This is a genomic window from Prevotella sp. tc2-28 (assembly GCF_900107705.1).
In the GTDB taxonomy this organism is placed as follows: domain Bacteria; phylum Bacteroidota; class Bacteroidia; order Bacteroidales; family Bacteroidaceae; genus Prevotella.
Genome location: NZ_FNRE01000004.1, coordinates 228,982 through 250,677, shown reverse-complemented (window position 1 = coordinate 250,677; position 21,696 = coordinate 228,982). Strand labels below are relative to the sequence as shown.

The 21,696-nt window shown below is 51.0% G+C and carries 16 protein-coding genes; all 16 read right to left on the bottom strand.

Annotated features, from left to right (window positions below):
- Positions 1 to 6: 6 nt before the first annotated feature.
- The 16 genes from BLU47_RS05590 to BLU47_RS05510 all read right to left on the bottom strand — a co-directional run bounded on the left by BLU47_RS05590 (position 7) and on the right by BLU47_RS05510 (position 21,686).
- The gene (locus BLU47_RS05590) at positions 7 to 3,765 is read right to left on the bottom strand and encodes a M26 family metallopeptidase (protein WP_143025482.1); all 3,759 of its coding nucleotides are present in this window, start codon (positions 3,763 to 3,765) and stop codon (positions 7 to 9) included.
- A gap of 753 nt (positions 3,766 to 4,518) precedes the next feature.
- On the bottom strand, positions 4,519 to 4,944 hold the full coding sequence (locus tag BLU47_RS05580; protein WP_091959586.1) for a GxxExxY protein: 426 nt from the start codon (positions 4,942 to 4,944) through the stop codon (positions 4,519 to 4,521).
- A 163-nt stretch (positions 4,945 to 5,107) separates the two neighbouring features.
- Entirely contained in the window at positions 5,108 to 5,878 is a 771-nt protein-coding gene (locus tag BLU47_RS05575; RefSeq protein WP_091959583.1) for a DUF6261 family protein, read from the bottom strand.
- Between the two features lie 62 nt (positions 5,879 to 5,940).
- Positions 5,941 to 6,963 (bottom strand): TlpA disulfide reductase family protein, encoded by a 1,023-nt coding sequence (locus BLU47_RS05570; protein ID WP_091959581.1) that lies wholly within the window; start codon positions 6,961 to 6,963, stop codon positions 5,941 to 5,943.
- A gap of 6 nt (positions 6,964 to 6,969) precedes the next feature.
- The gene (locus BLU47_RS05565; RefSeq protein WP_091959578.1) at positions 6,970 to 7,656 is read right to left on the bottom strand and encodes a DUF5041 domain-containing protein; all 687 of its coding nucleotides are present in this window, start codon (positions 7,654 to 7,656) and stop codon (positions 6,970 to 6,972) included.
- Positions 7,657 to 7,668: 12 nt separating this feature from the next.
- Positions 7,669 to 8,847 (bottom strand): TlpA family protein disulfide reductase, encoded by a 1,179-nt coding sequence (locus BLU47_RS05560; protein ID WP_091959575.1) that lies wholly within the window; start codon positions 8,845 to 8,847, stop codon positions 7,669 to 7,671.
- A 7-nt stretch (positions 8,848 to 8,854) separates the two neighbouring features.
- Entirely contained in the window at positions 8,855 to 10,918 is a 2,064-nt protein-coding gene (locus BLU47_RS05555; RefSeq protein WP_176780469.1) for a TlpA family protein disulfide reductase, read from the bottom strand.
- A gap of 30 nt (positions 10,919 to 10,948) precedes the next feature.
- Complete coding sequence (locus BLU47_RS05550) at positions 10,949 to 12,409, bottom strand: TlpA family protein disulfide reductase (protein WP_176780468.1); 1,461 nt, start codon at positions 12,407 to 12,409, stop codon at positions 10,949 to 10,951.
- A gap of 60 nt (positions 12,410 to 12,469) precedes the next feature.
- Positions 12,470 to 13,489, bottom strand: a complete 1,020-nt coding sequence (locus BLU47_RS05545) for a clostripain-related cysteine peptidase (protein ID WP_255402100.1) — start codon at positions 13,487 to 13,489, stop codon at positions 12,470 to 12,472.
- A 270-nt stretch (positions 13,490 to 13,759) separates the two neighbouring features.
- Entirely contained in the window at positions 13,760 to 14,356 is a 597-nt protein-coding gene (locus tag BLU47_RS05540) for a Crp/Fnr family transcriptional regulator (RefSeq protein WP_091959563.1), read from the bottom strand.
- Positions 14,357 to 14,503: 147 nt separating this feature from the next.
- Entirely contained in the window at positions 14,504 to 15,406 is a 903-nt protein-coding gene (locus BLU47_RS05535) for an Abi family protein (protein ID WP_091959560.1), read from the bottom strand.
- Positions 15,407 to 15,872: 466 nt separating this feature from the next.
- A complete protein-coding gene (locus BLU47_RS05530; protein WP_091959557.1) occupies positions 15,873 to 16,475 on the bottom strand; it encodes a hypothetical protein in 603 nt (200 codons plus the stop codon).
- 3 nt (positions 16,476 to 16,478) lie between these two features.
- Positions 16,479 to 18,536: a TonB-dependent receptor gene (locus BLU47_RS05525; protein ID WP_091959651.1), complete on the bottom strand. Its 2,058-nt coding sequence runs from the start codon at positions 18,534 to 18,536 to the stop codon at positions 16,479 to 16,481.
- A gap of 148 nt (positions 18,537 to 18,684) precedes the next feature.
- Entirely contained in the window at positions 18,685 to 19,623 is a 939-nt protein-coding gene (locus BLU47_RS05520) for a hypothetical protein (RefSeq protein ID WP_091959554.1), read from the bottom strand.
- Positions 19,624 to 19,628: 5 nt separating this feature from the next.
- Positions 19,629 to 20,579, bottom strand: a complete 951-nt coding sequence (locus BLU47_RS05515; RefSeq protein WP_091959551.1) for a peptidase associated/transthyretin-like domain-containing protein — start codon at positions 20,577 to 20,579, stop codon at positions 19,629 to 19,631.
- 15 nt (positions 20,580 to 20,594) lie between these two features.
- Positions 20,595 to 21,686 (bottom strand): TlpA family protein disulfide reductase, encoded by a 1,092-nt coding sequence (locus BLU47_RS05510; RefSeq protein WP_218131534.1) that lies wholly within the window; start codon positions 21,684 to 21,686, stop codon positions 20,595 to 20,597.
- Positions 21,687 to 21,696 lie beyond the last annotated feature (10 nt).

Genomic DNA, 21,696 nt, shown 5'->3' with positions numbered 1-21,696 from the left:
ATCTCCTTACCTGATTACAATCTTACGTCCATTGTTAATATAGATGCCCTTGGTGCTGGGCTTGCCGCTCAGGCGCACACCGTCGAGCGTGTACCATGCCTCGCTGTCGAAGGAAACTTCGCCCGTCTTGGTGTCAATCTCGCCGATGGCGGTAGTCTCGCCGTTGCGGCTGACGAGACGCACGGTGATGCTCTGGGGCAGGTCGTCGGTGGCGGCTGCGCGGTTCAAGCCGCGTGCCGGCGCTGGGGCCTCCGTGCCGACATACGACAGATAGCAGCGCATGGGCTTGATGAAGGCACCTGTGGTGAAGCGGACGAACTGCCCGGCCACCACTTCCTCACCGTGAACAGCGGTGCCGCCATGGGCTGCAAAGCCGTAGTCTTTATCAGAATCGCTTGATGTCCACGTCTTCCCTTTGTACGAGCCGTGGAAATTCCAGGCTGCATCCGTCGTATCGCCGCCATAGAGACCATCGTTGGCCGTCGTGGTCTGCAGCGTCACGACTCCGCCCGTCATGCTCGAGATGTTCGGGAACGTCATCGTCGTGGCATTCGGCATGAACAGATACGGTGTGTTGGCCGTCAGCGATGTCGCAGCCGTATTGCCCGGCTCCTGCATCGTGCATACCCATATATGCTGGTTATAGTCGTACGCCACTTCCTTGAAGCCGTAGAACTTGCCGCCCTCGCTGCCCTCGTTGCCGTCGCAGATATAGCTGAACGGCAGTATCACCGTCGCGGCCTGTGCTGTGTTGAACGGGCGGTTGTAGGTCACGCTCTTGATATTGCCTACCTCCTCCGTGATGTTCACACCCACGAGGTTGTTGCCCGTGCCGTTGATGGTCACGTCGGCCCTTTCATTCCAGTCATTGAAGCGATATTCAACCGCTGCGTCGCCGTACTTCGGCGTGTAGTAGTTGCCGTCGTAGAGGAAGCCGTTCTCGTAGCCATCCACCATTCCGTGGTCGGTCATCGCATTACCGAGGTTGCCGGGCGCAGTGGTCGCCGTGGCTGCGGGGCGGCCCTGCCTGTTGCCGAGGATGCTGGTGTAGTAGCAGTTCTTCATGTTGTAGTCCAAGGTCGGCTCACTGTTTGGATAGACGAACGTGAAGCAGTTGCCGCCCAGCGCGTATTTGCCCGTGCCGTATGCAGCGGGAGCGGACAGGCAGTCGGTGAACGTGATGGTCCCGTTATTTCCATAGTCCCATCCTATGAATCCGCGGCAGGAGGTGGTCACGCCAGCCTCGTCTGGGTTGTAAATCAGTCCGTCATAGACGCAGCCCGTGACGGTGCAGGTGGCATAAGAGCCATTCCACGTGCCAATGACACCGCCGTGAAGGGCGCTGCCGCTGACTGTGGTGCTGATTTCGGTGCTCACGTGGCAGTTATTGATGGTGATATTGCCCTCGGCATGGCCCACCAGACCGCCCAAGCTCTCGTATGTGCCGCCCGTAATGGTGCCCTCTACGTGGAGGTTGCTGATGGTGGCGCCATTGATGTAGTGGAATGGAGCGCTGAGGTGCTCGGCGGCAGTGCGGTTGAAGGTCAGCGTGTAGTTCTGCCCGTCAAACGTACCCTTGAACGGGTGACCGCTCTTGCCTGCCATCTCCGATGAACTGACATTTCCAGCGAGTTTCACAACCTTGCCGCTGAAGCCGTCGGGAGCCAAGTCGTAGTTTGTGGCAAAGCAGAACCAGCCCCAGCCGTTGGCGGTCTTGATGGTGTAGGTGTCGCCGTTCTGCTCGAAGTGGCTGGCATCGGGTGCTGAGAACGTTGCACCGATGTTGACTCCCTCAGCGGGCATAGTGAACGTGTAGATGTTGGAACCTGTCGGGGTCAACGTGATGTCACTGCCAGAGGTTGCGCCCGTCGCGGTCACTCCTGTCAATGTCTCGCCAAACTTCGACGTGAAGGTGAGGGTGACCGTCTCGCCGTCAATGGCATAGTTTCCTTCCTTGTCAGTAGTGAACTGCGGATAGTTGAGGTTAATGCCGCTGAAAGTTCCAACGCGGAAACTTGTCGTTAGTGTGTAGGGATAATTGTCGGCATTGATGGTGACACTGGCAGTGTAGGCTCCTACGTCATGGGGCATTGAGGTGCCAAGGCTTGCGCCAGTCGTATTGTTTACATAGGTGATGTCGCCAGCCTTGGCTTTTGTCGCATTCGAGAAACTTGCAATATTCGACAGTGTGGCAGGGTGATACTTTTCTTGCGAATAGGTAGCGTGAGTCGGCGGAGTCAGCGTCGTAGTTATCTGATAGTTAGAACTTGCAAGTTCGCAGTTCTTGTTGTCGTCGTGGGCGCAGGTGGCGGTCAGCGTGTTGCCCTCTGCATTCTTGCTGAATGTAAAGTTGTGCCTGTGCGTTTCCGTGGCCTCTGTCGGCTCGTAAGTAATGGTAAGTGTGCCTTGTATGAAGAAAGAGGCGTTTCTGGTGATATCGGTGTTCTTCATCCTTATTTCGAGATAGTCGTCCTCGTTTGCAAGTTGCATTCCGTTCTCGCTGGAGAAGAGCATGCTGGTGTAACTGCTCATAGTCTCTGAATAGGAATTTGTCCAGGCACCGTTCTTTCCGATTTTCAAGTAACTTCCCTCACCAACAGTAGATGAATAATTAACTTGTGCTCTGCTGAACAATACGGACTTTACATTGCCGCTGATGCGAGGATATAGATTTACTATGCCCTCCTCGCCGACGCTACTTCTCAAAGTGAGTACGCTTCCCTCTTTCCTGTTTGTCTGCATACCACTATCACTCGTGGGAACGAGAAAAGCATTCTCGCCGTATAGGATAGTGGTTACGCTTACGCCGTCGTACTGATTGCTCGCATTGGCTATGGTAAAGGATTTAGAAGACAGAAGGAGCTTAGGGACAGCCCTGCCGCTGCTGACCCTCCAAGCGCTGCCGAGAGCGGCGACAAGTTGTGCAGCCGTCTTTGAGCCGACAGCCGTACCCTGAGCGGTACCCAACGTTTGCGTATAATAGCTATTGGTAGGTGTTACGTCGTTGCGCGAGAAAGTTGCACCAACGTTAACGGCAGTCTTACCGCTGGGGATGGTGGTGTTCGGTGCATAGAGGCTGTTGGAAATGCTGAGCGTACTATTACCGTCTCTCCATCCAACAAAGCCGCCGCAATTGATAGTGGGATTATCGCTTGTAGTGGTCAGCTGTCCGTTAAACAGGCAGTTGTTGATGATGACCGTGCCGCTTGCCTTGCCAATGAAACCGCCATGTGTGCCGTCGTTGTCGCCCCACTTGTTGTTGATGGTGCTGTAGATTTCAACACTGGATATACAGTTCAGAATCGTGTTTGTGCCACCCTTTGTCATTCCAATAAGACCAGCGGCATACTTTCGCGTAGAGGTGGTAACGATGCCCGTAACGACCAGGAACTGGAAGGTGGCCCCGTTGGTAAAACGGAAGGGAGCCACGCCATAATAAGCATCCTCATCTCCATATTGGCTGTCATTGTTCAGCGTGACGCTCAGCGTGTGGCCGCCACCGTCGAACGTGCCATTGAATGGATTGTCCCAGCTGCCCACCATCGTCGTAACGCTGATGTCGGCATTCAGTTTCACTGTCTGTCCGCTGTACGACGTGCCGTTGTTCACGTTGTTGGCGAATGTGTTCCAGTCCTCCGTCGAACTGATAAGATAAGGGTCGTCGGCAGTTCCGCTACCCGTTATTGCTGCCATCGCCGTTTGCGCCATCGTTAGCATCGCGGTGAGGGTGAGGATGAGATTGAATGTTCGTTTAATCCTGATCATAACTCTCATTTTTAATTGTCTTTTTGTTATGGTTACTTATTTTGTTATTACTTTCGTCTCTCAAATCTGTGGGGAAAGCACTAACTCAAAGGCATAAAGAAAGCGCAGGCCCCCACATACATCGTCCAAGGCCTACCACAGCCCTATATCTCTATGCGAAGTCTGCGCTTGTGCGCACACTCCATCGAGATATAATATCGCTCTTTCTTCTTTCGAGGTGGTAGTTCGGACGATGAATGAGCAACAAAAAGATCTGCATCCCTTTCGAAATGCGTGTGACAAGGACGGTGCAAACCGAGTGCAGAGAGCTCGCTCTTTGCCGAGGTGCAGCCCGTTCTCGCACAAATTTTGTGCAAAGGTACGAACTTTCCATGAAAATTGGTCACGGAGGATGCTTTTTTTAGTCATTTTTACCGATTTAATCATATAATTCTGCATGAGAGGCGCCGGATTCCAGAAAAACGGGCTGCGACGGGGGCGGTGAAAGTGCAGATTGCTGCAATCCGTCCTCGCCGCGCCCGCTTCCTGTCTGGATTCCTGAAATCCGAGGTCGTATTGGTCGCAAGACTCAAAATTTTCCTGAAATCCGAGATAGAATCTTCCAGTTTCATTGCCGATTCCTGAAATCCGAGCATACTTGGGTCGCTTTCGCTCAAAATTATAAGAAAATTGTTTTGAAAATTATAAAAACACATCGCTCTGATAATTTTTTGTTTCAATTTTTCTATAATTTTGAGCGTAGCGACCATTTGCCTATAAGAGTTTGATTTTCTCGATTTCACCAGTGATGGGGTCGCGGCGGTACCACTCTGAAAACAGGCTGTCACCACCGAAGTTGATGACCATGCCATACTCGGTGTGGGTCAGATGCATGTAGTTGAAGAGTTGGCGGCGGTGTTCCTTGTCAACGAAGTTCACGGCCTTCAGTTCGAGGATGATATTGCCATTGACGACCAAGTCCATACGGTAGTCCTGGTCGAGGCGCACGTCATCCCAATAGATGGGCAGGAACTTCTGACGCTCCACGGTGTAGCCCTTCTGCTCCAAGAGGTATTTCAGCGCGGCTTCGTAAGCAGACTCCAGCAGGCCCGAATGCCACTTACGGTGGATGCGCATAGCCTCACCAGTGATGTCCTTGAAGAACTCGTACTTCTTGTTATATTCCGTTATTGCATCCATATTCTTTCTTTTTGGGGGTCGCTTTCGCTCAAAATTATAAGAAAATTGTTTTGAAAATTATAAAAAGGCATTGTTCTGATAATTTTTTGATTCAATTTTTCTATAATTTTGAGCGTAGCGACCATAAAACTACGGGGATTTTGAGCTTTGCGACCACTGCGGACTATGCCTCCGGCTCCACGGGCGTCACGTCGGGTTCGGGCTGCGGCTCGGGTTCGGGGTCGTCCTCGCCCTTGCCCTTGGGCAGGTAGTACTCGCGGGCGTAGCGCTCGAAGCCCTTCAGCTGGGTGTAGAGAGCGGTGAGGGCGTCGCTGGGCATGAGGTCCATCATGGCGATGATGGTGCGGTAGAGGTCGGCGATGGCCAGGTCGGTCTGGCGGCGGGCGGCCTTCAGCTCACCCTTCACGAACTCGCCCTTCGTCTTGGCACGCTCGCCCAGCAGATAGCGCACCTGCTGTGCGGCCTGCGCGGCCTTGACGTACCACTGCCAAGCGCCAATCTGGGTCAGGAACTCCTGCTTCGTCTGCAGGTTCTGGCCCATCTGCAGAATCTTGTCCGCCTCGGCGCCGTAGCCGTCGTTGACGCGGAACTTGAAGTCCTTGAACGTGCGCTGCACCACCAGCGCGTCCGCCTTTTGTGCCTCGCCGTCGGGCAGCGCGGCATAGCCGTCGTTGATGTAGCGGAAGGCGGTCATGTAGGCATCCTGCTGCTTGTCGGCGGCCTCCAGCTGCTTCACCACGGGGTCCACCTGCGACTTCTGCCACACGTCGTCCTCCTGCACGCGGGCCTGGTGTACGGCCTGTGCCTTCTGCAGGAACACCTGGTTCTCGGTCTCAAAGTTTCCGACGGCATCGTCAATCTGCTGTGTCGTGCCGTCGTGGTTGGCGTTGCTCAGCGCAGCCAGCCAGTTGGTAGGTAATGTCGGGTTCTCCATAATCCTTACTGTTTTTTTGAAAGTTTGACATAAAGTGAATGGGTCACGAGAGTTTTTTGAGTTTATTTGTTATCGTTGAATATCTCTTCGAGTTTCTTGTCGATGAATTCCCCTCGTAACCCTCGTGCGATGATGGTGCCATCGGGGGCGAAGAGAATCTTGTGGGGAATCCCGGTCACTCCATAGATGCTCATGGGCTTGGATTCGTAAATCTGGGGAAACGGGATGCCCAATTTCTGCACGACGCTGTCGGATTTCTCTAGGGTGTCGCTGACGGTGATTCCGATTACCTTCAGCCCTTTGTCCTTGTATTTCTCGTACAAGGCAATGACATGGGGCATGTCAGCCGTGCAAGGCCCGCACCACGAGGCCCAGAAGTCGGCAAGCACATAGTTGCCCCGCCCCACAAAGTCGGAAATGGCGGTCGGCTTGCCATCAGGAGAAACGCCCGTGAGTTCCTTGAACATCTTGCCCTCCTCGGTTTCCTGCACCAGCAAAAGACTTTCCTTCAGCCTGTCCATCTTAGGACTTGCCTGTAAGTCGGGGGACAGCTTCTCTATAAGTCCAATTGATTCGGTTGACGTGAATAATGACTTGGATTGCCCGATAAGAAATGGAGACAGTGGATGGCCTGGATGGTTGCTGACGATACGGCTGACCACTTCACACATCTTCTTGACGTATGTGTCCATATCCATGTCCGTGTTCTGTACCGCAAGCACGCCCATCAGTTCGTCGTTCATCGGCGTACCTCCAATGCGTATGAGGTAAACCAAGTCCAAGTCAACCGTGAGATTTACGGTTCCGCTTTCCAGAACAAACATTCTTATCCATCCGCGCCTGCCCTGCTTGGCGATGCAGCAGACGGCAGGTTCGTCAAGCGTTCCGCTTGCAGGGACGATGTTCCCGTCTTTGACTTGCAGCGTTGTTATCATCCTTTGCTTCTCGGCATCGATGACAGTCAGCGTATCTGTCGGTGCAGCGTTTGCCACCGTCCCTTCTATTCTCCAAGTGAATGTCTGCGCATGTGCCGCCATTGCGACAAGGGCGAGCAGGATGGTGGTGATGGTTTGCTTCATATTCATTTCGTTTTATTTGTGGAATACTACGCCAATAATATAATAGTATGGGCAAAATTTGAAGTATTCGCTGGTCTTTGCTTTCTCTTCTGTCAGTTCAGTGTCTCCACAGAAACGGATTCCTTTTGCTTGCTCGTCCCACCAGAAAGAGCCGTAGAAGACAAGGGGAATGAAGGTGTCAAGGGAGAACGAAGTGGGCTGGTATGGCACTCTCTGATAACGGTAAACGGTTGGAGACGCTTCGGTGATAGGCTTCAGCGTCAGTTTCCAAGGCGCTGCATCATTGCGAGAAGATTGCAGGGTGATGGTCTCGATAGAGTCCGACTGAACGGGAGAGAACCCGACGGCGAGGGTCTTGGCCAGGCGATAGATGCCGCGCTCCATGTCATCGGCATCGTTCTCCGCATAAATATTTTGCTGGTCTTTCTCGTTGAAGTCAGAAATCATGGTCTTTGTCCTGAAGCCGTACAGTTTCTTCTCGTCAATCATTCCCTGCTGGTTATACTCGCGGATGACGATGGTGAAGCCCGACACGGAGTCGCGCAGAGAGGAAATGTCATAGGTGTAAACCTCGTAGCCACACAAGGCCATGTGCTCCATGAAGTCTTCGGGTGTGGCTTCTACTCTTTTGATTTCTTGCGCCTGCCCCGCCATTGCGGCGAGGGCTAGCAGGATGGTGATGATGGTTTGCTTATTCATGTTTATTTCAATTTATTTGTTGTCCGGGAAAATCTCTTCGAGTTTCGCTTTCAGTTTATCAGTGCTGTTGCTGCCAGAACCACGATAGACTATCCTTCCGGCGGGGTCGATGATGATGGTTGTCGGAAAAGCAGAGATGTTGAAACTGCTAGATATGCTGGCGGTGTCGCTGCCCAGTTGGTAAACATGCGTCCAGTCCATATTGAGTTCCTTGGTTAGCTTCTTCAGCTTTGGCAGTTCTTTCATGCTTCCCTCAACGGCTATGCTGACGAGATTCAGTGCGGGATAATGCTTGTGAATATCCACGAGTTCGGGAATGATGGCGATGCAAGGCTTGCACCACGTTCCCCAGAAATCGAGCAGTGTATAACCATTTCCGAGAGAAAGCGCCTTGCCCTTGATGTCCTTAGCGGAAATGGCTGGGGCACGGAATCCTTCGTATGGAATGGTCGGCAAGGTCGCATCGGTGAGTGGAGTGACGCTGATACGGCATTGCTGGCGGCTAAAATCCATGTCGAGTAATCTGATTATTAGACTGTCATGTATGATGGGGAATTGTACTTCCCGCAACAGATTATTTTGCAGCAGTTTTCGTGCGAAATCATCGTTATTTGTGGGGATGGAGTCCGTGACGGCGTACTCATTTTTGTCATACGCTGAGCAGACATAATAGTTTTTACCTTGATAGTCGAAATTGCCGACGAAGAAATCATGGACGTGCAGCATGGGGACGAACTCATCGAAAGCCAATCGGCTGGTTACCATTCCACCATGGCCTGCGACTCCATTCAGATGGATTTCGGGGGCAATCCAGATGTCTGCATATCGTTGCGGAGTAAACGTTCGGGCGTCATCTATCTGCTTGCGGGTGAGGTAATAATGATAGTCGTTCGAAAAGTCGCGGTCTTTGTTCATGTCAAACGCGCAGTAATAGACATCCTTTTGATTACCGTCACGAGCTAATATACACACGATGTCTTTTTGCTCGTAGAGACGAAACGAAGCAGTGTCCGCTGGCAGCCCTTTGAATTCTTCAGTCGGGGTCTCGCATTCATACATAAACTTATTAGTACCTATAACATCCTGCACTCTCAGTTCCATTCCTACGGTAAGGGTGTCTGTGACTTGCCCCTGCCCTGTCATTGCAACGACGGCGAGCAGGATGGTAATGATGGTTTGCTTCATATTCATTTCGGTTTTATTTCAGCCTTTCCTTCAGTCTCGTCAATTCGTAGTCGAAGTTGTAGAAGCCTTGCAATTGCAGATCGTCGCGGACACGGCGGCAGTCGGGGGTGATGGTTTCGTAGTGGGGGATGCCGTTGAAGTGGAAAAGTTCCTGCATACGGGCAAAGCCGTCGTAGGTGAGGCAGATGTTCACCTCGTCGGCCAGCCACTCATCGATATATTTGTGGTAAGCTTCGCTACCCTCGGCGGTGCGCTCCTCGGCAATGAAGATGAGCTTTACATCATCGCGCTTGGCAATCTCAGCCCGCTTGTCCTTGCTGCTCTGTATGGCCGAACGGCAAGGACCGCAGCCCATCCCCCAAAAGTCGATAAGGAGATACTTGCCGGGATACTTTTCGCAGAGATGTCGGATAAGGTCGGCCATCAGGCCATCGGGCAGAGGCGATGAGAGCTCGGTCTGCGCCATCTTGTGGGCATAGAACTGCTCAGCCTTCTGGTGGACGTAGGGGTGGGCAAATGTGGAAAGATAGAGAGGCATCATATTGCTGGGTGTCCTCATGCTGGCTACGCTTTCCTCTCGTTCTGCAACCGTTTTTGTCGTGTCGGCGAGGATGCGGGGAATGACATCCTCGTTGTTGCGCCAGTAATTGAAACCGCTTAGCATATCTTTGTATGCGCAAAGTTGTGCCATCAGATTGTCGTGTTCGCTACCCATGAGTTCTTTCAATGCAGTGTAACCTCCAGCAAGCTCTTTCTTCTCGTTTTCGACATTAGCCACAACACCGCCATTTTCGTCCTCAATGTCTTTGTATTTGCCGATGCGAACGGGCTGTGCGAACTGCATGCGGTTGAGCAGATGGGAATAGTCGCTGCTGACAAAGAGCAGGGGATTGTCAAAGTCGATGCGCCGCAGCTGGTAGTAGTTCTTGTAGTCGAAAAGCTTCTGCCACTCCACGCTATCGAGAATTTCAGTATGGTACGCGCCATCGCGCACCTCCTGTTTCATCAGGGCAAACTCGCGGTTCGTAGCGTAGGACATGTAGCTCTCTGCAAAACTTGTCTGTACGTCGGCCAAAGCCAACTGTATCTCCATCGGCGTGTAGTGCTCACGTCGGCTCACGGTTTGCAGACAGTACATCGCGTTCTGCCAAACTTTGTCGGACAGAGTGTTTGCCTCGTCGAACTTGCCTTTGCAACGGCTCAAGGGGATAAGGACATCGGTAATCGAACCGCTGGTGCGGAGCCACCTTTCAACGTCGCGACTGCTACCGTTGTTATAGACACAGACGTACCTGCCATTATCATCCTTGCGCACGGTGATGTCGATGGTCTCGCCGGGACGTGCATAAAATGGCATTTCACTGAAACCAACCTTCGACTCCATCGTATAGAACGTTTGGCAAACGGGGTAGCTGGCCTGGAACTTCTTGCAGAACGTACCGTCGTCAGCGATGTCGAGCACCAGCGTCGCATCGTCCTTCTCGAAAACATCCTCGAAGTAACATTCCATCGACGTGAATCCGAACTGCTCGGCATTGTAGCCTTCAATGCGGCCTTTCACCGTGATGGTGTCGGTCTTGAACCAGTCATCGGGCACTGTCCACGGATTAGCATCGGCGAATTCCTGCACCGTAGGTACTTTCAGTTTTGTCTTCTTATCGTGGATGCCTAACAGCTTGAATGCTCTGTTTCCGTCTCCCTCGATGAAGTCGAATATCTGCATCTTCTTCGGCAAAGGCGCGAAATGCATGGTAAACTCGGTGATTCCACTCTCTGGTGACTGCACCCATGTGTTGAGTTTCAGTCCCTCGGCAGAGCGCAACGGGTAGCGGTTGCCGTCCTCGTCCATGAGATAGGATGATGAGACAAATTGGAAACTCTGTCCCTTGGAGTACTCCATTGTGAAATGTACGGTTGTCGCCGTATCCCTGAATATAACCTCACGGGCTTTCAGTTCGCCGCTCGACACATTTACGCAGGCCATTGCCACGGGGTTCTTGATGGTCTTGAATGTCTTTGCCTGCCCCGCCATTGCGACGAGGGCGAACAGAATGGTGATGATGGTTATCTTGTTCATGTTCATTTCGGTTTGTCCGCATTATTGTTTTTATTGCAACACTTGATTGATTTCCTTCATCATGTCGTCAACATTCCTCCAGCCTGTGAAAGTGTGGTGGATGGTGCCATCGGCATTGATGAGCACCCAAATGGGTACGCCGCTTGTATTACATGGAAGTTGGCTGTGCAGAGACTGAAGTTGCTGCTTGGTCAGGCGGTAGTGGTCGCCGATGTAGTTGGGAATAAGACGCTGCCAGGTGGAGAGGTCTGAGTTTTCGCTGGCGATGTTGACGAAGTGGATGCGGTCGGCAAGTTCTTTCTTTTTATCGTGCATATCCTTGAAGGCTAATCGGCACGGGCCACAGGTGGTTTCCCAGAGGTCCAACAATACGGGCTTCCCATTATAAGGTTTCAGAATAGTGGCAAGAATATCATCTGCATTGTCAGACAAGGTACAAACGCGGGACATCCCCTGCTCGCTGACGAACGAGAGTTCCCGCTCCATCCGCTCGTTATAGTCCAACACATCCTGAGCCAGTTCTGGCAAGAATGTCAGCACGCTGTCTTTCTGTGCCTCAGTAAGCAGAAATCTCTGCGCTCCCATTTGTTCCAGGAACTTTGAGGCCAGACGACACTGCTGGTACTCTGCCGGTAGCTTTACGGGCTGACTGACATACGAATCAACGAAAGTGTCGGGCATACTCCACATAACATAGCAGAGCACGGGATTGGCCCAAGGGTCATCCTTCATATAAACCTCCAAACGCTGTTTCAGTCGTGCTTCGAAAGCATCATACGCCTCGTCCGTATCAATGCCCGCATATTGGATGGACTGGCCACAGAAGGGCATCATCGCTCCACATTCATAGCGGTTGACGGCCTTTGCAAACTCACGATACGCTTGACCTATTTCCCTGTCGTTGTCTATCAGTTCATTAACACGTTGGTAAGTAGAGTCCAGATAATGGAAGTACCCCTGCTCGCTCTTCTCGGGCAATTCGTTTGCCAGTTGCCCCATGTTGCGTTTCGCTTCTATGTCGCGATAGATGGTCTCTGGATCGATGCCCTGTTCTGTGGCATAGACCAAATCGTGATTGAAGTCGGCCAACTGCCCGCCGAACATCAGCGCATTGGCCAGCCCCTGCGTTTTCAACTTATTAAGGTCGAGCGTAAACGTAACCGTCTGCCCAGGCACTACGTAGCAGATGAAGCGACATTCCCCCACCGCCACATGGCAGTCCACCGTTGTACCCGTAGGCAGGTTCAGACTGAATCTTCCGTCGGCATCCACGGCAGCACTTGCTTGTCTGAGGGCATCTCCAGTTCCCGATGTGTACTTCAAGACATAGCGGACATGTACACTTTCCGTTATCTGCTGGTTGTTTCCTATAATCTGTCCGCTTAACACCGCAGGTTCCTTCGAATACAGAAACGCAGGCAGATGCTTTTGCGCCAGTCCCGTCATTGCGACGAGGGCGAGCAGGATGGTGATGATGGTTTTCTTGTTCATATTCATTTCGTTTTATTTTATCTTCTTAAATCGTGCAAATTCTTCTAAGCAGCAGACCTATTAGTGCGTCGCCTGATACCATTTCGTTTTCTTCAGCCCGACGGAGCGCGTATTGTGACTTGGAGCGGAAGTTGTTATGCCAGAATAGGCACGGATGTCATTGAAGCCGTTGCTGGCGGAATAGTATTGGGCGGTGTGCGCCTTATAGGGAACGGTCACGTCCAGTTGGCGGTTGAAGTCATCGAGCAGGTTCTGGTCGGTGCAGAGGTGGGCGATGTAGTCACCGAGGTCGTAGAACAACGGGGGGTTATAGCCGTCCATCCTTTGCACGTCGGACAACAGAGCGTAGTCAAATTCCTGCGTCTGGTGGATGCCCCTCACGATCGCGGCCAGCGCGTCGAGTTCGCGGCAGTCGGTCACGGCGATGGTACCACAGGGCGTAGTGTAATGGCTGTAGAAATCGAGGAAGGTCTGGCAGAGGGCGGCGTAATCGACGGTGCCGACGAGGTGGCGGGTGCAGAGGTGATAGGGGAAGCCGTAAATCATGATTTCCGTCGGACAGCCGATGAGGTAGTCGGTCACATCTTTGAGGTCGTAGGCGGCTTCGACGGATGACATGAAGCAGTCATCGAACATGATGTACTCCATCCGCATCCCCGCGTCGCCGATGGCGTCGGCCAGTGTCGTGGTTTCAATCTGATATTCGCTCGTCCAGCCGCCGAACCACCGCGTCTGAGGCACATCATCGCGCTCGAAGTGGTATTGGCTCCGTGCCCGACTTGTGCTGACGGGGAGCCAGCCCATACCATGACAGCCTACGATGAGTGAGTAACGGCGGGCTGGGGCAATGGCCCGCACATCATTGAGCATCCTCGAGATGTTCTCACGCTGCTTGAAGTCGGGCTGGTTGTAAAACATCAGCGTGTCACGGATGCACTGACCTTTTTCTTGTTTGAGTTCTATCACGTTGGCTCGGCTCGTTGTCGAAGAAATACAGACGATGACACGCTCGTTCTTCAGTAATCCACCCTTGATGGCGGTCTCGAAGTCTGCAATGTTCTGTTCGAAATACGGTGTCATGTTCGTTGACCACGGCATGAAGAAAATGACTGTCTGCTCCGTTGGTTGTTCCCGAATCGGTTCTTCATCGTCGCTGCACGAGACAAGAATGAAAAGGGTAATCAATGCGGTGATGATGGTTTTCTTGTTCATAATCTTTTCGTTTTATTGATATTCCGAGCCACAAAGTTACAAAAAGGCATAAAAATAGGCCCTTGGCTAAATCTGAAAAAGAAATGCCAAGGGCTAATGTCTCAACTTAGGTTGAGAGTTTCTACCTGTTATAGGCTATTATTTGCCGCCAAACGTAATGTCACGCCGTATTTTGCTGACAGTATTTGGATGGACGTTCAAGAACGAGGCGATGTCTTGTAAGTCAAGAAACTCCACAATGCCGGGACAGCGTTGCAGCAGCAACTCGTAGCGTTCGCGGGCTGTGGCGCGGTGGAGGTCGAGGTAGCAGGCGCGGGCCTGACAGAGTAAGTGCTCAGCTATGACACTGCGCAACTCCATCTTTTCAGCGTCTTGACGGAAAAAGTCCATCAGCTGCTCGCCGCTCACACGGAGCATGCGGCTGGGCATCATCGCCTTGATCGTAGTCTGCGATGGACGACCGTCGAGGCAATTGGGATAGTCGCCAGCAAACTCACCCTCGAACGAGAACCATGTGATATGCTCCCTATCGTCGCTGATGCCATACGTTACATACTTGAAGCACCCTTCGGTGACGAAGCCGAACCAACGTGCGGGGTCGCCCTCGCGCTCCAACTGGTCGCCCTCGCGCTCCAACTGGTCGCCCTTGCGGTAAGTCACCTCCTTGCCCTCGCGCTCGCAAAATTCGCGCAGCGCCTCAATATCAATACTGTTTTTCCCGAATTTCTGTTCCATCGTCAGTGGTTGTTTGGCTGCAAAATTACTAAATTTCCCACGAAAGCGTTCATAGCGAGACCTAAAAAGTGTCTGCCGAGGTGAAAGTCTGAACAAATGTTCAGGGGTTTAGTGAATATTTGGAAGAGAAGGGTTACGAAACGGCGGTTATTGCCACAAAGGTTCGCTCTCCCATCCGCGAGGGAAGCCCATGGCGGTGATGTCGATGGACGGGTAAGCGGAGAGCAGGGCATCGACCTTCGCCTTCATGTCGTTGTTGGGCGAAATGATGTTGAGGAAATACTTGATGATGCAAAGGTCAAAGTAAATGCGAAGCGTGTCCGTCGGCAAGGTGATCCAACTGCCCGTCATGCGGTTGGGGAGCATCGGACGGATGGTGTTCTGCTTGTTCCATACACGGGCATGGTGGCAGCAGGAGTTGCGCGTTAGGGTGACGATGGTGAGCCACGACTCGAAGGGGGCTACTTGCAGGCCGAACTTGCGGGCAATGCTCTTCTTGATGCGCGGGGTCTTGATGTTGCTGAAGATGTTGGTGATGACACCGAAGGGTAGCACTTCGGCCAATATCCAAGCGGGCGGATAGGCATTGGAATAGGTCTGCTTGAAGTGGACGATGAAGTCTTCGCGTGAACGGTGAAGCTCTGCGTCTATCAAGTCCATCGTGTGACGGAACTTTGCGGCATCGATGAAATTGCTGCCGTCGGTCATCCAGAAGGGATTGCCTGTCATGTCGCTGCCGATGTTGACGATGGCGCTGCGCACGGCCACCTCAATTTTCTCAATCTCGTTGAAGATGAGCAAGCGTAGTTTCTTGTCGAAGCGGTAGAGCATCATCACTTGGTCGAACGTAGTGTTCGGCTTGTAGCGGTGCTGCTCCTTGGGCATTTGCAGGAGGGGATACATATAGGCCGACAAACGGTAGTAGCCTATGAACTCGAGGTATCGCTCAGCCTTGGCAGTGTCGGCTATCGTCAGGCCGCGCGACTGTAGCAGGCTGACCAGGTCGTGCGCACTGGCGTATGGTTTCTGGAATGGGATTCTGTTGCTCATCGTATAAAAATAAAACGACCCGCACATTTGAGCATCGTTGAGAGGCTTGGCGGGTTCTGGTGGGTGCAAAGGTAGTGCTTTTTATTGAATCGACCAAACTTTTTGATGGGAAATTGATATTTGAGCGTCGATTTTGTTGCTTTTGAAATAAAACGACCTGCCGATTTAAGCATTGTGAAGAGGCTTGGCGGGTTCTCGTGGGTGCAAAGGTAGTGCTTTTTATTGAATCGACCAAACTTTTTGATGGGAAATTGTTTTTTGAGCGGCGATTTTGTTGCATTTTTGAAAGTTAGACATAAAGTGATTGGGTCACGAATTGTTATTTGAGTCACAAAGTTACGGCATTCTCTGCGAATACACCCCCGACAAGACCGAAAAAATGCTGTCGGGGGTGAAAGTCTGAACAAATGTTCAGGGGTTTAGTGAATATTTGGAATTCTGGCTATACTTTTTCGTTATAATTCTGTTATTCCGATACCGCCTTTGGCGTTTGTGACTCGCCTTGCTTTAGTTGTAGATGCGGGCGTTCCCAGATTTGCCAGTCGTCTATCTCTTTGAAGAGACGAGTAAGGACGTCTTTATAATTGTCGGGATAGATCATCGTATAGACAAACCAGAGTTTGTGATTGGCCATGACCTTCGAGTAATAACTGTAGCCGTCGATAAGACTACCGTTTTCGTACTGCGGGCCAGAGAGGATGAAATAATCGCTGCCGAGTCTGCGGTCTGTCGCTTGAAGCACCTGTGCCAATGAGTCCATACCGTCCTTTAGCGACTGGCCGTTATTGTGCATCACATGGCTCTCGATGACTACGGTGATCCACTGGTCGCCATACTCGAAGCGCATGCGGCCTTTTTCCTCTTGAAGGGAATCTGCTTGGGCGGTGAAGAACGAGGGGACGCGGACAACGTAATCATAATCGGTATCCTTGTACTCGAACATATCTGCATAAGTGATTTCCCGCCCGAAGACCTCCTTGTGCGACTTCAAACCGCTACACGAACGGATCCAGTCGATGCTCGCAGCCACGAGGATGATTGCAATGAATATGAAGATAGCCTTTCTCATTGCTTAGTATGTTTTCATAATGGCACTGTTGATGTGCTTGTCGATGTCGGTATCGCCACGCTCAGACTTCTTGCCGTATCCGAGGCTGTAGGTCACAGTCAGGTTGATGTTCCTGCCGTCGGCCTCGCCGTAGTTCCAGATGTCGCGGCGGTAGCATCCGTAGTCCATCGTTATGTGCTGCTTCGTATAGCGGCTGAAAGGATTGCGCACCAGTGCTTTGACAGCCCAGTTCTTGTGATTCCAACTGACGAGCCACTCATAGACGGGACGGCGGCTGATGAGGTACGGCTCGCGGATGTCGAGTGCTGTGTAAGGTGTGTGGTAGTTGAAGCGCAGCATCCAGTCGCCCGTGAGGTAGGTGACGGAGGCTTTCATGCGGAAGATATTGCGTGACAGGTCGTAGGTGTCGCCACGCAGCATGTTGTATTCCTCGATGGCGGTCACACTGAGGCGCAGCTTATCAGCAAAGACGCTGTAGGCATAAGTGGCCGTGAGCATGTTGCCGTAGTAGTTGCCGTCGTTCGTGCGACTGTCGTAGATGGTCTGAAGGTCTGCATCGTAGCGGTGCAGGATGTTGTCGAAGTAGATGCTGTTGTCGTAGGATATGGAAATCTTCGACTTGCCAATCTGTCCGTTGTACGACAGCGTATTGTCCAGCACTTTCAGCGGGGCGAGGTCGGGATTGCCCTTGACAGCCTCGAAGAACGAGGTGGGTACGGTCATGTCGTTCTTGTTCGACGGGTCGAAGAGCGTGTGGGTGAAAAGGCCGTTGAGCGCGAGAGAATGCTTTTGGTTCAGGGCGTAGTTGCCGCCGTAGAAGGCCACAGGACTGCAATAATTGTAGTGACTGTCGTTGAGTTTGACGGCAGAGTTCGACACGCCAGCCGACACGTAGTAGTAATACTTCTGCGCTGAGCCGCTGAGTTGAACCAGTCCCATCGTCACGTCGGTGGTCAGCCGCTGATTGCCCGCCGAGGTTCCTGTGTAGGTGTCCTTGTAGTGGTTGTGGTCGTGTGTCAGTGAGCCGGAGAGTGTGAGGCCATTCTTCCATGACTTGTAGTAGCGGGCGTTGCCACGAATGGTGTTGTTGTCCTCGGTTACATCGGAGGTCATCGCGCTCTGAGCGGTCTCCGTGTAGCGGCTGTTGTATCGGTTGTGGCCGAACGAGGCCGACGCGGTGAAGTCGAGCGTCTGATCTTTGGGCAGCCAGAGCGTATAATTGGCATAGACGGCAGGGGCGAGTCCGCGACTGTCCGACGAGGTGAGCCGTTGGGTTGTGCCGTCATAGCGTCCCGTGTAGAGAGCCTTCATCGCCGCCTCCACACTGGGCACGGCCTGACGGGTCAGACTGATGTAGGCGTTCAGTCGGTGGCTGTTGCCCGTCGATGTCAGTTTCAGGCGTACGGCCTGGTTGTTCGTCTTGCGGAGGGATGTCTCGCTTGTAAAGTCCCGTGTCAGCGTCGAACGGTCGGAAAAGGTAAAGTCCTCGTGCCCTTCCGAATAACTATGGTCGTGAGCCCAATCACCCGATGCCGTCAGTGACAGCGTAAGTCCCTTCCTGGTGAAGTCGGTAAAGGCCAGATAGTCACCCGACTTGTAGGCCAGTCCTTCAGTAGCCGACAGATAGACGTTGCCACCATATTCCAGTTTGTAAGTGATGAAATTCACCAGTCCCGCCTTACCCGCATACTTGCCGCTCGGTGTGCGGATGTACTCGATGCTGCGGATGTTCTTGGCTCGTAGTGTCGCTACGTCCTCAGCCAGTGCCTCCATGCCATTAATACAAATCACCACTTCACCACCGCTGTGCGTCGTGATGTTCCTTGTATGTGGCGACACGTCCAGTTCCGCAGTCTGCATCACGCTCAGCAGGTCGAAGCCGTTGGCTGAGTGTTTCTTCTCCAGCGTCGTCGGTAGCAGTACAGTTTTGTCGGCCATCTCTATCTGTCCGTCGGCGTTCACCACCACCTCCGGCAGTGTCTCGTTTTTAATGCTGTCGTTCTGAGCCTGCGTTGCTGTGGCCATCAGGCAAACCATTGAAAATAGAATCAGTCTTTTCATCGTTCTTTTGTTTGGGTTATCATCATTGTATACACACAACGAAGCAAACCGTTCAACTTTTAACATTCGCGAGTGCAAAGATACTGTCATTTATGCCTAACAAACGATTTTTCTTCCTGACATTTGTCTGACATTTGCCTGACAGTGCCTATTTTTCATCTTCTTTTATACAATATACCAATATGGTGTCGGCCTGCAAGTCAAGGCCATATTCGCTTAATTCCTCTTTAGTATCATATCTTCCGTATGCCTCTGTAACAGGGTGGATATTATTTAAGATGATTGGAGGCCACCATCCATTTTTAGTGTAATACTTACCTGTATCTTTCCTATAAAAAACAGCATGAATAAATTTCTTATAGGCGTTTTGGAATACAAGCACACAATTATCTGGCAGATCGGCTTTCTTCAGAACACTATATTTGCAGGGATAGTTGCCTTTTTGTGTGAGAATATGGTCGAAGAATGCATTGAGTTGATCCTCATCGGTAAATGTAGTATTACGTGTGATAATCGGTGCAGGGTTGATGCCATGAAAGTCCAACAGAAGATTCAAGGCATAGAAGATACAGGTCTGCCCGTTATTCATCAATATATCTGCTGTTTTCATCTGTCGCATAGAATCAATCAATGCTATTATCTCCGATTCTTTCAGCCCGCTAATCTCGACTTCAAACCTCTGATAAGGAGCCTTCTGACTCTCCACTTCAAGCATCCTTTTCCCCATAACAGAATCAATCACGACCTCTTTCCTTTCTTCGTAGCAAAGTGTATCTTTACCAAATATGGCCCTATAGTAGCGAAAGCGAATAGAGTTTCCCGTCTGACGATTGTACTCTTCAATCTTATCAAAATATCTTGTGAGAGAATCACGATAAACTCCACCAAACATCGATTGCACTCCCATCTGTTTTCCTCCCTTCAATGAAGCAACTTTTGGCGAAGTTTTCTTGGGAACAAAAGAATGAGTTATTCCTTCTACGATTTTCAGTTGTTGCGCATGATTATCTTGTGCCGATGCAAATATCACTGCCGAAAGCATGGCCAGCAAGATTAGAAGTCGTCTGTAATGTTTCAGTTGTCTCATGTTTCTTATTTTGATATTTTCAAACCGAGTTTGGCAGATGGTGTCCGTCTTTTGTAATATTCTTGCGTCGCCACGTCTTTGTATATGGGTTCGTCTTCTTCTCGCATCCAGTCCATACCGCGAAAGGTTTTCTTATTCCATGTGCAGTTTTCCTCCTCATTCAAGGTCATGTTGAGCGAAGGAATGAGATTACTGGATTCTGATACCTGTGCAGTGGTTATCCATTCTATCACGACGAAAACGCCTGACCGTGGAAAAGGTATAGGACGGGAAAGGCTGATGCCATTCTTGCTGAGTCTCTGACCGGAAGGGAGTATGATGCCGCCATTAATGAGGGACTTGTCTTTGGGAGCACCAATCTTGGCATCTGGCAGTCGTAGGTCAAAGCGGAGAGTGGCATAGATGGGTGTCTTGATTTCCGTGAACACCAGCCAGTGGGTGGAGTAATCGAGACTTGCCAATATGGAGTGGATGTATGGCGTCTCAGCCCAAGTGTTGTCGTAAGGAATAAACAAGGCCATCTCAAATCCATTGGCTCCTTTGTGTTTGGTCTGCGTCTTCGCTTTCATCGATCCCACTTCTGTGGTCTTTATTCGTTTGGGAATCCTTGCGCTAATGGCGACTTCATCAAGATTGATGCTCTTCGGAACAAGAATGATCGTTTGTGAGTCGGCTGTTATCTTAGAGATGCTCTTTGTCTCGTAGCAGATATGAGACAACCATATCTGTTCTGCTTCGTTTGGAATGGCAATCGCCCCTTTTTCGTCTGTGTAGCCACCAGTGTCATTCCCGAAATAGACACTCACAAACGGTATTGGCTCATTGGTGATGCTGTCCTTGACAGTCATTGTCTGTTGTGCCTGCCCCGCCATTACGACGAGAGCAAGAAGGATGGTGATGATGGATTGCTTGTTCTTGTATCCTTTCAGTAGCAAGCGACTTTTTATCGAGCGCATATTCTTTTCTACTAGTTAGAGTGTAGTGTCTAAGTATTTATAAAAATCATCTGTCTCTCCAAGAAATGCATTGAGCACTATGCCATCAGGTGATATCAGCACTTTATATGGATAGCCTGTCACTCTGAATTTCTGCTCTATTATGCCATCCTCACTTCTGACGTGCAACCAGGGTACTTTGTGTTTCTTGACGGCAGCGGCCCATTTCTCGGCTGTATCGTTACAATCGATTCCCACAATCTCAAGACGGTCCTTGTATTTCGCATAGTATTCTTTCAATTTGGGAAATCCCTTGATGCACCAAGTACACCACGAGCCCCAGAAGTCGAGCACCACATATTTACCACGCAGAGACTTCAACTCCAGCACATTGCCATCAAGGTCCTTCAGTCCAAGTTCAGGCACTTGACCGCCTATGGTCACAGTGTCGTTCTTAACTGCATTGCGTGCAGCCACCTCTTTCATAACGAGAGTAAACATCCTTTCATTCTGATCCAGTTCGCTTTTCATCCTACCGTTCCTCACCTCAGGAGTCAGTTTCCCAATAGCTGTAAGTGCTTGGTCGTAACGCACATTTATCACCAATGTCGCCGTTGCGTCCTCGTCAGGATGCTCCTCGATATATTTCATGTTAACGGAATGTGAACGATTATTGATATCGATATTCTTTAGTTCTCGAATGCTGTCTGGCTCGTTTCTGGCAGCAGCAAATTCAATGTTAAAAGGACGCTGTAAATTTGTGACTCGTTCATACTGCTGATAAAAAGTGCTGCCACTCCAATGCTCTTCTACAGAATTCAGACGGCCACTGAAAATCGCCTCCTCATCGGGCACGAAATAGGTATAAAGCGTCTCTTGGGGTTTTGATTTGAGATGCATCAATCCCATATAGGCATCGTGTAGTTTTGCAGAGAATGAAAATTCTCCATTCTTTACAACTATTTTGCGTTTGACAATCTGTTTTTGTGGCTGTAGTATGACATACTCAATGCAGAGAGTATCGTTCCCTACACCATCAATCTTACCCGTCATCTTAAAATTGTCTTTGGCAAATGTCCCAACAGGCAGCATGGCCAGCAGGAGCAGGAATCGTCTGTAGTGTTTCATTTTGTTCATA

Excerpts from the sequence above, each read along its gene's own strand:
- BLU47_RS05560 (WP_091959575.1), bottom strand. The coding sequence starts at position 8,847 with ATGAATATGAAGCAAACCATCATTACCATCCTGCTCGCCGTCGTTGCA.
- BLU47_RS05540 (WP_091959563.1), bottom strand. The coding sequence starts at position 14,356 with ATGGAACAGAAATTCGGGAAAAACAGTATTGATATTGAGGCGCTGCGC.
- BLU47_RS05525 (WP_091959651.1), bottom strand. The coding sequence starts at position 18,536 with ATGAAAAGACTGATTCTATTTTCAATGGTTTGCCTGATGGCCACAGCA.
- BLU47_RS05535 (WP_091959560.1), bottom strand. The coding sequence starts at position 15,406 with ATGAGCAACAGAATCCCATTCCAGAAACCATACGCCAGTGCGCACGAC.
- BLU47_RS05590 (WP_143025482.1), bottom strand. The coding sequence starts at position 3,765 with ATGATCAGGATTAAACGAACATTCAATCTCATCCTCACCCTCACCGCG.
- BLU47_RS05565 (WP_091959578.1), bottom strand. The coding sequence starts at position 7,656 with ATGAATAAGCAAACCATCATCACCATCCTGCTAGCCCTCGCCGCAATG.
- BLU47_RS05520 (WP_091959554.1), bottom strand. The coding sequence starts at position 19,623 with ATGAGACAACTGAAACATTACAGACGACTTCTAATCTTGCTGGCCATG.
- BLU47_RS05580 (WP_091959586.1), bottom strand. The coding sequence starts at position 4,944 with ATGGATGCAATAACGGAATATAACAAGAAGTACGAGTTCTTCAAGGAC.
- BLU47_RS05550 (WP_176780468.1), bottom strand. The coding sequence starts at position 12,409 with ATGAACAAGAAAACCATCATCACCATCCTGCTCGCCCTCGTCGCAATG.
- BLU47_RS05570 (WP_091959581.1), bottom strand. The coding sequence starts at position 6,963 with ATGAATATGAAGCAAACCATCACCACCATCCTGCTCGCCCTTGTCGCA.
- BLU47_RS05515 (WP_091959551.1), bottom strand. The coding sequence starts at position 20,579 with ATGCGCTCGATAAAAAGTCGCTTGCTACTGAAAGGATACAAGAACAAG.
- BLU47_RS05555 (WP_176780469.1), bottom strand. The coding sequence starts at position 10,918 with ATGAACAAGATAACCATCATCACCATTCTGTTCGCCCTCGTCGCAATG.
- BLU47_RS05530 (WP_091959557.1), bottom strand. The coding sequence starts at position 16,475 with ATGAGAAAGGCTATCTTCATATTCATTGCAATCATCCTCGTGGCTGCG.
- BLU47_RS05510 (WP_218131534.1), bottom strand. The coding sequence starts at position 21,686 with ATGAAACACTACAGACGATTCCTGCTCCTGCTGGCCATGCTGCCTGTT.
- BLU47_RS05545 (WP_255402100.1), bottom strand. The coding sequence starts at position 13,489 with ATGACACCGTATTTCGAACAGAACATTGCAGACTTCGAGACCGCCATC.
- BLU47_RS05575 (WP_091959583.1), bottom strand. The coding sequence starts at position 5,878 with ATGGAGAACCCGACATTACCTACCAACTGGCTGGCTGCGCTGAGCAAC.